The organism is Gordonia sp. PP30 (genome assembly GCF_023100845.1).
Taxonomy (GTDB): domain Bacteria; phylum Actinomycetota; class Actinomycetes; order Mycobacteriales; family Mycobacteriaceae; genus Gordonia.
In genome coordinates this window covers 1604191-1615920 of the sequence record NZ_CP095864.1, presented here as the reverse complement: position 1 = coordinate 1615920, position 11730 = coordinate 1604191, and the positions used below count along the sequence as shown (strand labels likewise).

Below are 11730 nucleotides of genomic sequence, written 5' to 3'. Positions count from 1 at the left end.
TTCCACCACGGACAGGAGTGAACAGATGACCCCGCGCCTAGCGAACTACATCGACGGAGCCTTCGTCGATTCGGTTTCGACCGAGACCCTGAACATCGTGAACCCGGCCGACGAATCGGTGGTCGCGATCTCCCCGATCTCCACCGACGACGAGGTGTCCGCCGCGGTCGCGGCGGCACGACGGGCCTTCGTCTCGTGGGGCAAGACCACCCCGAGCCACCGGCAGAACGCGCTGTTGAAGCTCGCCGACGCCATCGAGGACCGCGCCGACGAGATCGTCGCCGCGCAGGTCCGCAACACCGGGCAGCTGGCCGCGATGGTCAAGACCGAGGAGGTGCTGGTCTCCGCCGACCAGGTCCGCTTCTTCGCCGGCGCCGCCCGCACGCTGGAGGGCCGGGCCGCCGGGGAGTACATGGAGGGCTTCACGTCGTACGTGCGGCGCGAGCCGATCGGCGTGGTCGGCCAGGTGACCCCGTGGAACTACCCGTTCATGATGGCGATCTGGAAGATCGCCCCCGCCCTCGCCGCCGGCAACACCATCGTGCTCAAGCCGAGTGACACCACCCCGGAGAGCACCCTGGTGCTGGCCGATCTCACCCGGGACATCCTGCCCGCCGGCGTCTTCAACGTCGTACTCGGCAACGGCCGCACCGGTGCCGCGGTGGTCGAGAGCCCCGGGATCGGACTGGTGTCGATCACCGGCTCGGTCCGGGCAGGCATCGCGGTGGCGACCAGCGCCGCCAAGGATCTCAAGCGCCCGCATCTGGAACTCGGCGGCAAGGCTCCGGCGGTGGTCTTCGGCGACGCCGACGTCGCCGCGGCCGCCGAGGGCATCGCCCAGGCCGCGTTCTTCAACGGCGGGCAGGACTGCACCGCGGCCACCCGCGCGATCGTCCACGAATCGGTCTACGACGGTGTCGTGTCCGCCCTCGTCGACCAGGCCGCGAAACTGCGGCCGGGAGCACCGGACGACGCGGACGCGTTCTACGGCGCGCTCAACAACGTCCACCACTTCACCGCGGTGATGGACAAGCTGGCGGCACTGCCCGGGCACGCGACCGTCGCCGCCGGCGGTCACCGGATCGGCGATCGGGGCTTCTACGTGGCGCCCACGGTCATCACCGACGTCGCCCAGGACGATCCGATCGTCCAGGAGGAGACCTTCGGGCCGGTCCTCACCGTGCAGCGCTTCACCACCGAGGACGAGGCGATCGAACTGGCCAACGGGGTCGACTACGGCCTCGCCGCCAGCGTGTGGACCAGCGACCACTCCACCTCGCTGCGGATGACCGCCGCGATCGACGCCGGCTGCGTCTGGGTCAACTGCCACATCCCGCTGGTCGCGGAGATGCCGCACGGCGGCTTCAAGCGGTCCGGCTACGGCAAGGATCTCTCGGTATACGGACTGGAGGACTACACGCGCATCAAGCACGTGATGAGCGCCCACTGACTCCCCCTTCCCCTCAGCCCGATACCCCAGCGAAAGGCCGACCGACCATGACCGACACCTTCCATCCGCTCGATCCGCTGTCCGCCGACGAGTTCACCCGCGTCACGCAGATCCTGGCCGGCGCGCACGGCGTCGGCGACGGCTGGCGCTACACGTCGATCGAGATGGCCGAGCCGGACAAGGCCGCCCTCGCGGCGTACGACACCGACGGCACGCCGTGCGAACGCCGGGCCGAGGCGACCGTCCTGCACTGCGCGGCGAACGCCACCTACAAGGCACTGGTCTCCCTCCAGACCGGCGAGGTGCTGTCCTGGGAGCACATTCCGGGCGTGCAGCCGAACGTCACCGTCGATGAGTGGGAGGAGGCCGATGCCGCGCTGCGCGCCCATCCCGACGTGATCGCGGCACTGGCGCGCCGCGGCATCACCGACCTCGATCTGGTGTTCATGGACACCTGGACCTACGGCGACGTGCTGATCCCCGACAAGTGGAAGGATCGTCGTATCGGCTGGTCGGACACCTGGGTGCGGGCGAGCGAAGACGCGAACCCGTACGCCGGTCCGGTCAACGGCTTCCACTGCGTGATCGATCTGAACACCATGGAACTGCTGGAGATCGAAGACACCTTCGTCGTCGACCGCCCGGAGATCATGGGCGAGTACCTGCCGCATCTGCTGCCCGAGCGCCTGCGCGAGAGCTTCAGCCGCGGGCCGTTGAAGCCGCTGGACATCACCCAGCCCGACGGGCCGTCGTTCACGCTCGACGGCAATCTGCTGAAGTGGCAGAACTGGTCGATGCGCGTGGGCTTCAACTACCGCGAGGGCATGACCATCCACGCCGTCACGTACGACGACAACGGCACCGAGCGCAAGATCGCCCACCGGCTGAGTTTCGCCGAGATGATGGTCCCCTACCGCGACCACTGCGACGACCACTACCGCCGCACCGCCTTCGACATCGGCGAGTGGGGACTGGGCTTCATGACCACCTCGCTGGAGCTGGGCTGCGACTGCCTCGGCGAGATCCGGTACCTGGACGCGACCCTGCACAACAGCAAGGGCGAGCCGTACACCATCAAGAACGCCATCTGCATCCACGAGGAGGACAACGCCGTCCTGTGGAAGCACGTCGACCACAACGGCGACGCCCAGGTGCGCCGGATGCGGCGACTCACCGTGTCGTTCCACGTGACCGTCGCGAACTACGAGTACCTGACGTACTGGCGCTTCTACCAGGACGGCAACATCGAGTGCGAGGTCCGCGCCACCGGCATCATGGTGGTCAGCCACCTGAATCCGGGTGCGACCAACGATCACGGCACGATCGTGGACGACCGCACCTACGCGCCGTTCCATCAGCACTTCCTCACCGCGCGGATGGACCTCGACATCGACGGCGGCCCGAACACCGTCTACCAGAGCGACACCGAGATGGTGCCGGTCGGCCCGGACAACCCGTACGGCCTGTCGTTGCGGGTGCGCAACACCCCGTTGCGGACCGAGGCCGAAGGCAAACAGAACCCGAACTTCCAGGCGCAGCGCGCCTGGAAGATCGCCAACGACAACGTGACGACCGCGCTCGGCCTGCACCCGGCGTACAAGCTGTCCCCGGCGGGCGCGTTCCCGGCGATGTTCCCCGAGGACTCCCCGATCCTCGCCCGCTGCGAGGCGATCAAGCACTCGCTGTGGGTCACCCCGTACGCGCCGGACGAACGCTGGCCCGCGGGCGAGTTCGTCAACCAGAACAAGGCCGACACCGGCCTGGCGGTGTGGACGAAGGAGAACCGGAACATCGAGAACACCGATGTGGTGCTCTGGTACACCTTCGGCATCCACCACATCACCCGGCCGGAGGACTGGCCGATCATGCCCGCGGACATCGTGAGCTTCTGGCTCAAGCCGTTCGGGTTCTTCGATCGCAATCCCTCGCTGGACGTCGCTCCGTCACCGCCGAAGTCCTCGTCGTGCTGCGCCACCGAATCCACCGGATCGGCCGCCCAGGACGACTCCGCCTGCGGCTGCGGGCACTGAGAGCCGAGAGGAAGACCTGCCATGCGGATCTACGTCGCCTACCTCGCCACCGACGGTGGCGCCGATGCCGTCGCGATGGGCGGGCGCCTCGCCCGCACGCTCAAGGCCGGCCTGGACATCGGCATGGTGCTTCCGCCGGACGCGATGGCGCCACTGCACGCCGGTGATTTCGAGCAGGTGCTCACCGAGCAGGCCGATCAGTGGCTCGCGCAGGCCCGCGCCATGGTGCCCGACGACATCGACGTGGCGACGCACATCGCGTTCTCCGAGTCGTCGGCCGAGGGCATCATCGGCGAGGCACAGCGCGTCGGCGCGTCGGCGATCGTCGTCGGAGGTTCGGGCGGCGGGCTGGTCGGCGGGCACACGCTCGGCTCGGTGGTGAACGAACTCGTGCACTCGTCGCCGTTGCCGCTGGTGCTGTCCCCGCGCGGCCTGCGCCGGTCGAAGGTGCAGCACGTGCGGGCGATCACCTGCGCGATGGGCCGGCGGGCGGGCGCCCAGCATCTGCTCGACACCGCGATCCGCGCCGCCGCCCGCTCCCACAGCCCGCTGCGGGTGGTCTCCCTCATCGCGCTCGACCGCGTCCCGCACGGCCATAAGCCCGACGACCAGGTGATCGCCGAGGCCACCGCGCACGCGCAGTCCGCCTTCGATGAGGCCCGCTCCCGGATTCCGGTCGATACCGATGTCAGCTGGACCATCGTCTCCGGCCCGACCGTGGAGGACGCGGTGAACAAGCTCGACTGGCACGACGGCGACATCATCATGGTCGGCTCGAGCAGACTCGCCGCGCAGCGGCGCCTGTTCCTCAGTTCCACGGCGGCGAAGATGTTGCGCGTCCTCGACGTGCCGATGGTGATCGTGCCGAAAGAGGAGTCGTAGATGAGCACCTCCGACAAGGAACCGGTGGTCACGACCACTCCCCACGGTGCCGATCTGGTCGACAAGGGCCTGGCCGGCGGCAAGGTCGGCACGTTCGCCGGCGCGGTGCTCGGCGTGTCGTGCGTGGCCCCCGGCTACACCCTGACCGCGAGTATCGGCATCATCGTCTCGGCCGTCGCCCTGAAGATGCCGGCCATCTTCATCGCCGGTTTCATCCCGATGTTCCTGACCGCGTACGCCTACCGCGAGCTCAACTCCCGCGCCCCGGACTGCGGCGCGTCGTTCACCTGGTCGACCAAGGCCTTCGGCCCGTACGTCGGCTGGATGTGCGGCTGGGGCATGGTGCTGGCGACGATCATCGTGCTGTCGAACCTGGCGGCGATCGCCGTCGAGTTCTTCTATCTGTTCATCTCGCAGTTGTTCCGGGTCGACAGCATCGCCGACCTCGCCGAGAACAAGGCGATCAACATCGTGACGACGCTGGTGTTCATCGTGATCGCGGCCTGGATCGCCGGACGCGGCATCACCACCAGCCAGTGGGTGCAGTACGCGCTGGTCGGCTTCCAGATGGTGGTGCTGGTGGTGTTCGCGATCACCGCGATCGTGCGCTCGGGATCGTCGCCCACGCATCTCGACTTCTCCGCCGACTGGTTCAATCCGTTCAGCGGGCTGGCGCTGGGCGCCTTCGTGATCGGCCTGACCGGCTCGATCTTCGCCTTCTGGGGCTGGGACACCTGCCTCACGCTCGGTGAGGAGTCGAAGGATCCGCAGAAGACCCCGGGCCGCGCCGGCCTGCTCGCCGTGGTCACCATCCTGCTGACCTACCTGCTCGTCGCCGTCGCGGTGATGATGTACGCCGGCGTCGGGACGACCGGCATCGGACTGGGTGCCGAGGCGAACTCGGAGAACGTGTTCAAGCCGCTGGCCGATCCGGTCCTCGGCTCCGTGGGTGGTCTGTTGCTCTTCCTGGCGATCTTCGCCTCGTCGATCGCGAGCCTGCAGACGACGTTCCTGCCCGCCGCCCGCACCATGCTGGCGATGGGCGCCTACGGGGCGTTCCCGAAGAAACTGGCCAGCGTGCACCCGCGTTTCCTGGTGCCCACGTACGCGACCGTCGTCTCCGCCGTCGTCACCGGCATCTTCTATGTCGCGGTCAAACTGCTGTCCGAACACGCCCTCTGGGACACCATCGCGGCGCTGGGCATCATGATCTGCTGGTACTACGGAATCACCGCCTTCGCGTGCGTCTGGTTCTTCCGGAAGGAGCTGTTCGATTCGGTGCACAACATCGTCTACAAGCTCGTGTTCCCGCTGCTCGGCGGCATCATGCTGGCCGCCGTCTTCATCATCGCGGTCAAGGAGAGCCTCGATCCGGCGAACGGCAGCGGCACCGCGATCTTCGGGATCAGCCTCGTCTTCTACATCGGGTTCGGACTGCTGATCCTCGGCGTGATCCTGATGCTGGTCTGGCGCACCAAATCCCCCGCATTCTTCCGCGGGGAGACGCTGACCCGGGACACCCCGCCGCTCGTCGAATGACCTACCCGATCCGTCACGACCTCACGACTCCCCCGAAACGACTCTCCCGAACGGAGCCTTCATGACCACCCGGATCCCGCAGGTCCGAAACCTCGTCACCGAGCTGCCGGGTCCGCGCTCGGCCGCGCTCGCCGCCCGCCGCACCGCCGCCGTCGCCGCCGGGGTCGGGTCGTCGGTGCCGGTCTACGCCGCCGACGCCGACGGCGGAGTGATCGTCGACATCGACGGGAACTCGCTCATCGACTTCGGGTCGGGTATCGCCGTCACCTCGGTCGGCGCGTCCGATCCGGCGGTGGCGGCCGCCGTCGCCGATCAGGCCGCGCACTTCACCCACACCTGTTTCATGGTGACGCCGTACGAGAGCTACGTGGCCGTCGCCGAACGGCTCAACGCCCTCACCCCGGGCGAGCACGAGAAGCGGACCGTGCTGTTCAACTCGGGCGCCGAGGCCGTGGAGAACGCGATCAAGATCGCCCGGCTGGCGACCGGCCGGGACGCCGTCGTCGCGTTCGATCACGCCTACCACGGCCGCACCAACCTGACGATGGGCCTGACCGCGAAGTCGATGCCGTACAAGAAGAACTTCGGGCCGTTCGCGCCGGAGCTGTACCGGATGCCGGCGTCGTACCCGTATCGCGATCCGGCGGGCACCGACGGCAAGCAGGCCGCGGCCGACGCGATCGACCGTATCGAGAAGCAGATCGGCGCGGACTCGCTGGCCGCGATCATCATCGAGCCCATCCAGGGTGAGGGCGGCTTCATCGTGCCGGCTCCGGGCTTCCTGCCCGCGCTCGCCGAGTGGGCACGGATCAACGGCGTCGTCTTCATCGCCGACGAGGTGCAGACCGGTTTCGCGCGCACCGGCGACTGGTTCGCGTGCGACGACGAGGGCGTGGTCCCCGATCTGATCACGATGGCCAAGGGCATCGCCGGCGGCATGCCGCTGTCGGCGGTCACCGGACGCGCCGACCTGCTCGACGCCGTGCACCCCGGCGGGCTCGGCGGCACCTACGGCGGCAACCCGGTCGCCTGCGCCGCGGCCCTCGCCGCGCTCGACGTGATGGAGGAACGGCAGCTGGCCCGTCGGGCCCGGGAGATCGGCGAGCGGATCGTCACCCGGCTGCGGCGGGTGGCCGACGAGACCGGCATCATCGGCGACCTGCGCGGCCGCGGCGCGATGATCGCCGCCGAGCTGGTTCACCCCGGGACCACCGAACCGGCGCCCGAATACGCCCGCGCGGCGGCCGCGGCCGCGCTCGCCGAGGGCGTCGTGATCCTCACCTGCGGCACCTACGGCAACGTGATCCGGCTGCTGCCGCCCCTGGTGATCGGCGACGACCTGCTCGACGACGGCCTCGAGGTCCTGGCCGCCGCGCTGGCGAACGCGCTGTAGAAGAACTCCCCTCACGGAAGGTTCCGCACCCGATGAACGATGTGAACGCTCTGCTCGACTCCGTGCCCACCGGCCTGTGGCTGGCCGGCGGTCCGGCCGCGGCCGCCTCCGGCGCCACCTTCGACGTCGTCAACCCGGCAACCGGCGACGTGCTCGTCGGTGTCGCCGATGCCGGGGTCACCGACGCCCACCTCGCCCTCGATCAAGCCGTGGAAGCCGGGGCCGCCTGGGCCGCCACGGCGCCCCGCCGGCGCGGCGAGATCCTCCGCGCGGCCTTCGACGCGGTGACCGCGCGCGCCGACGACTTCGCCCTGCTGATGACCCTGGAGATGGGCAAGATCCTGGCCGAAAGCCGCGGCGAGGTGACCTACGGCGCCGAATTCCTCCGCTGGTTCAGCGAGGAGGCGGTGCGCGTGCACGGGCGCACCGCGACCGCCCCGGCCGGGAACGGCCGGATCGTCGTCGTCAAGCAGCCGGTGGGCCCGGCGCTGGCCATCACGCCGTGGAACTTCCCGCTGGCGATGGGCACCCGCAAGATCGGGCCGGCGCTCGCCGCGGGATGCCCGATCATCGTCAAGCCGGCCGAGGACACTCCGCTGACGATGCTGCTGCTGGCCAAGGTGTTCGCCGATGTCGGCCTGCCGCCGGGCGTGCTGTCGGTGATCCCGACGACCAGCGCGGCCGACGTCTCCGCCGCGCTGATGTCCGACCCGCGCCTGCGCAAGGTGAGCTTCACCGGCTCCACCGGTGTGGGCCGCGCACTGATCCGGCAGTCCGCCGACCAGGTGCTGCGGACCTCGATGGAGCTGGGCGGCAACGCCCCGTTCATCGTGTTCGACGACGCCGACCTCGACGCCGCCGTCGACGGCGCCATGCTCGCGAAGATGCGCAACGGCGGCGAGGCCTGCACCGCCGCGAACCGGATCCTGGTGCAGAACGGCATCCGCCCGGCGTTCACCGAGGCGCTGACCGCCCGGATCGCCGCCATGTCGGTGGGCCCCGGGTACGACGACGGCAGCGACCTCGGGCCGATCATCAACGCCAAGCAGGTGGACAGCGTGGCCGCGCTGGTCGACGAGGCCGTCGCCGGTGGCGCGACCGTGCACACCGGCGGGCACCGCCTCGACCGGCCGGGCTACTTCTACGCGCCGACGCTGATCACCGGCGCGCCGGAGGACTCGCGGATCGCCGGTGACGAGATCTTCGGGCCGGTCGCGGTGATCTCCGGATTCGACACCGAGGCCGAGGCTATCGCCCGGGCCAATGACACCGAGTACGGCCTGGCGTCGTACTTCTACACGCGCGACCTCGACCGGGCCATGCGGGTGTCGGCGGCGCTGGAATACGGCATGGTCGGCGTGAACCGCGGCGTGATCTCCGATCCGGCGGCCCCGTTCGGCGGCATCAAGTCGTCCGGGCTGGGTGTCGAAGGCGGCAGCGAGGGCATCGAGGAGTACCTGAACACCAAGTACATCGCGCTGACGTAGGGGCGGGGCTTCGACACGGTCTCGCCCTGGCGGGCTCGACCGGTGGTTCCTGAGCGAAGTCGAAGGGCTCAGCCGGCGGCCAGGCGGCTCAGCCGGTGCCTCGCCGCTCAGCCGGCGCGCGGGGCGGCGAGGCGGGAGTGATCGACCGTCTCGGCGAGCGTGTCGACGATCTCGCCGGCGCGGACGGCGACGTTCGAGAGCAGGCTCGAGGTGAGCCCGTGCGAGTGCTCCGAGTTGCCCTGCACGAAGATCGAGCCGGTGATGTGCGGGTCCGTCGACAGTCGGTAGCGGCGGTCCAGCACCGGCCGTCCGGCCGCATCGGTGCGGCACGACGACGCCAGGCCGCCGAGCAGCCGCTCCACCGGCACCGGCTCGAAGCCGGTCGCCAGGATCACCGCGTCGCAGTCGAGCACGGTCACCTCACCGGTGAGCCGGCTCCGCACCCGCAGGCGCGCGCCGTCGCCGGTCTCGGCGAGATCGGCCGTCTCGGAGGCGCCGTGGACGAAGAAGCGACGCGCGCCGCTCACCCGCTCGGCGTACTCGCGCCGGTACAGCTGCTCGATCAGCTCGCCGTCGACGGCGGAGTAGTTGGTGCCGCGATGGTCGTGCAGGAGCCGCTCGCGGGAACCGGCGTCGGCGCCGAAGAACTCGTCGACGGTGGACGCGTCGAACACCCGGTTCGCGTACGGGCTGTCGTCGGCCGGGGTGTAGCCGTACTTGCCGAAGACCGCGTGCACCTGCGCGCCGGTGGTCGACAGCAGGTACTCGGCGACCTCGGCGCCGCTCTGTCCGGAGCCGATCACCGCGTACCGTCCGTGCGCGGGCTCGGGCAGTTCGGCGAGCCGGTCGAGCAGGTCGTGATTGTGGAAGACGTGCCGGGACGGCGTCACCCCGGCGGGGAGCTTGGCCCGGATACCGCTGCCCAGCACCAGGTTCCGGGCGCGATACACGCCACCGCGACCGCGCACCACGAAGGCATCACCGTCCCAGTCCACGGAGGTGATCTCGCAGCCGTAGTCGACCGGCACGCTCACCCGCGCGGCGGCCCAGCGCAGGTAGTCGCAGAACTCCGCGCGCAGCGGGAAGAAGCTCTGCAGGTTGATGAAGTCGGCCAGCCGCCCGCGATCGGCGAGGTAGGCCAGGAAGGTGTAGCCGCTGCGGGTATCGCGCTGGGTCGCCAGGTCTTTGAAGAACGACACCTGCATCGTCGCTCCCGGCAACAGCATGCCGGGATGCCACGCGAACGACGCGCGGCGCTCGAAGAAACGTGCGGTCAGGCCGGTCCCGAAGGCGGCGTTGTGCTCTTCGAGCGCGATCGCCAAGGCCAGATTCGACGGACCGAAGCCGACGCCGATGAGGTCGTAGACCCGGATCGACTCACTGCGCACTGTCCACTCCTCGTGTCATCGCCCATGCGTGAGGCCGGATTCACACACCGCACACTCGCACCGCTAAGTAGGTGAGTCTATCCTAACCAAAGGGGTCAAATCGGACCCCCACCGCCTAGGAGGAGACCGATGACCGTGTCGACGACAGCGCCGGCCCCCGGCCGAGACGACCTCGCCGACGACGCAGGCCGGAAGGCCGATCGACCGGACTTCCTGTTGTGCCGCAACGGATACCGCGCGGTGGCCCACGGCCGGGCCGGAAGCTTCGACGATGCCGCCGAGGCCGCCGAAGCGCTGCGCTCCGGGCGCGCTCCGGCCGTCACCGGGGCGCTCCCGTTCGACATCCGCGAGGCCGCGGCCCTGTCCGTGCCCCGGCGCATCGACGTCGTGCACGGCGCCTGGGCGCCCGGCCCGGTGACACTCGGACCGTCGACTCGCATCGCACGCCTCGATCCCCCGCTCGACGAACACCGGCGGCGCGTCACCGCGGCCGTGGCGGCACTCGCCGACCCGGGCACCGACCTGCAGAAGGTCGTCCTGGCCCGCAGCGTGCTGCTCGACTGCCCGGACCCGATCGGCGCCTGGGAGCTCGCCGCCGCACTGCGCGCGCAGGACCCGGCCGGATCGGTGTTCGTCACCGGACTGGCCCCGGCCGGCCGGCCCGGCGCCCTGGTCGGCGCGAGTCCCGAGGTCCTCGTCCGCAAGACCGGCACGACGGTGAGCGCCCATCCGCTCGCCGGGTCGGCGCCGCGCTCGGCCGACCCGGCCGTCGACGACGCGCGGCGCCGCGCCCTCGCCGGCTCGCCGAAGGACCACGCCGAGCACGGCTACGTGGTGGCGGCGATCGCCGATGCGCTGGCGCCCCTGTGCCGTCGGCTCGACGTGCCCGCGCGCCCCGAGCTGATGTCGACGCCCGCGATGTGGCATCTCGGCACCCCGATCACCGGTGAGCTGGCCGACCCCACGCTCACCGCCCTCGATCTGGCGCTCGCCGTGCACCCGACGCCGGCGATCTGCGGCACCCCGACCCGCGCCGCGCGCGATCACATCCTGGCCACCGAGTCCTCACGCGGCTTCTACTCGGGCGCGGTCGGCTGGGCCCGGGCCGGCCACGATGGCGGCGACGGCGAGTGGATGGTCTCCATCCGCTGCGCCGAGGTCTCGGGCGACGGCCGGTCGATTCGCACCTGGGCCGGCGGCGGCATCGTCGCCGACTCGGACCCGGACTCGGAAGTGGCCGAGACCGAGGCCAAGCTGGCGACGGTGCTGCGCGCCGTCGGCGTCGAGCGGGCTACGCGGTGAGTTCGCGCACCCACGCCCCGACGACCGGCTCGCCGGCCAGCACGACGATGTCGGCGCGGGTGGCCCCGGCCGCGCGCCAGCGCTCAACCAGCGACATCAGCCGCACCGAGTCCAGCCCCATATCCAGCACGTTCGCGTCGTCGCCGAGTTCCTCGGCGGGCACGTCGAGCACCTCGGCGAGGTCGGCGACGATGCGTTCGCGGTCCAGGGTGTTGGTCATGAATTGCTCCTTCGGTCGGGTATCGGAGTATCGGCGGCG

General features: G+C 70.1%; 9 protein-coding genes. 7 read left to right on the top strand and 2 right to left on the bottom strand.

Going from position 1 to position 11730, the window contains the following annotated elements:
• The first annotated feature begins 25 nt into the window (after positions 1-25).
• From MYK68_RS07320 to MYK68_RS07295, 6 genes are all read left to right on the top strand, one after another.
• The gene (locus tag MYK68_RS07320) at positions 26-1450 is read left to right on the top strand and encodes an aminobutyraldehyde dehydrogenase (protein ID WP_247867208.1); all 1425 of its coding nucleotides are present in this window, start codon (positions 26-28) and stop codon (positions 1448-1450) included.
• A 47-nt stretch (positions 1451-1497) separates the two neighbouring features.
• Positions 1498-3480, top strand: coding sequence for a primary-amine oxidase (locus MYK68_RS07315; protein ID WP_247867207.1), 1983 nt, complete (start codon positions 1498-1500; stop codon positions 3478-3480).
• A gap of 21 nt (positions 3481-3501) precedes the next feature.
• On the top strand, positions 3502-4362 hold the full coding sequence (locus MYK68_RS07310; RefSeq protein WP_247867206.1) for a universal stress protein: 861 nt from the start codon (positions 3502-3504) through the stop codon (positions 4360-4362).
• Positions 4363-5901, top strand: coding sequence for an APC family permease (locus MYK68_RS07305; RefSeq protein ID WP_247867205.1), 1539 nt, complete (start codon positions 4363-4365; stop codon positions 5899-5901).
• Between the two features lie 61 nt (positions 5902-5962).
• A complete protein-coding gene (gene gabT, locus MYK68_RS07300) occupies positions 5963-7294 on the top strand; it encodes a 4-aminobutyrate--2-oxoglutarate transaminase (protein ID WP_247867204.1) in 1332 nt (443 codons plus the stop codon).
• A gap of 32 nt (positions 7295-7326) precedes the next feature.
• Complete coding sequence (locus MYK68_RS07295) at positions 7327-8781, top strand: NAD-dependent succinate-semialdehyde dehydrogenase (protein ID WP_247867203.1); 1455 nt, start codon at positions 7327-7329, stop codon at positions 8779-8781.
• A gap of 107 nt (positions 8782-8888) precedes the next feature.
• On the opposite strand, the gene MYK68_RS07290 is transcribed toward MYK68_RS07295, so the two are convergent.
• Entirely contained in the window at positions 8889-10169 is a 1281-nt protein-coding gene (locus tag MYK68_RS07290; protein ID WP_247867202.1) for a lysine N(6)-hydroxylase/L-ornithine N(5)-oxygenase family protein, read from the bottom strand.
• Positions 10170-10298: 129 nt separating this feature from the next.
• Between MYK68_RS07290 and MYK68_RS07285 the strand changes: the two genes are divergently transcribed.
• Positions 10299-11471, top strand: a complete 1173-nt coding sequence (locus MYK68_RS07285) for an isochorismate synthase (protein WP_247867201.1) — start codon at positions 10299-10301, stop codon at positions 11469-11471.
• Here the strand turns inward: MYK68_RS07285 and MYK68_RS07280 are convergent.
• The gene (locus MYK68_RS07280; RefSeq protein ID WP_247867200.1) at positions 11461-11691 is read right to left on the bottom strand and encodes a phosphopantetheine-binding protein; all 231 of its coding nucleotides are present in this window, start codon (positions 11689-11691) and stop codon (positions 11461-11463) included. The two genes, MYK68_RS07285 and MYK68_RS07280, sit on opposite strands and share 11 nt — an antisense overlap.
• Positions 11692-11730 lie beyond the last annotated feature (39 nt).

What these genes read in the sequence shown, in the direction of transcription:
- MYK68_RS07320 (WP_247867208.1), top strand. Translation starts at nt 26, where the DNA reads ATGACCCCGCGCCTAGCGAACTACATCGACGGAGCCTTCGTCGATTCG.
- MYK68_RS07285 (WP_247867201.1), top strand. Translation starts at nt 10,299, where the DNA reads ATGACCGTGTCGACGACAGCGCCGGCCCCCGGCCGAGACGACCTCGCC.
- gabT (WP_247867204.1), top strand. Translation starts at nt 5,963, where the DNA reads ATGACCACCCGGATCCCGCAGGTCCGAAACCTCGTCACCGAGCTGCCG.
- MYK68_RS07280 (WP_247867200.1), bottom strand. Translation starts at nt 11,691, where the DNA reads ATGACCAACACCCTGGACCGCGAACGCATCGTCGCCGACCTCGCCGAG.
- MYK68_RS07310 (WP_247867206.1), top strand. Translation starts at nt 3,502, where the DNA reads ATGCGGATCTACGTCGCCTACCTCGCCACCGACGGTGGCGCCGATGCC.
- MYK68_RS07315 (WP_247867207.1), top strand. Translation starts at nt 1,498, where the DNA reads ATGACCGACACCTTCCATCCGCTCGATCCGCTGTCCGCCGACGAGTTC.
- MYK68_RS07305 (WP_247867205.1), top strand. Translation starts at nt 4,363, where the DNA reads ATGAGCACCTCCGACAAGGAACCGGTGGTCACGACCACTCCCCACGGT.
- MYK68_RS07295 (WP_247867203.1), top strand. Translation starts at nt 7,327, where the DNA reads ATGAACGATGTGAACGCTCTGCTCGACTCCGTGCCCACCGGCCTGTGG.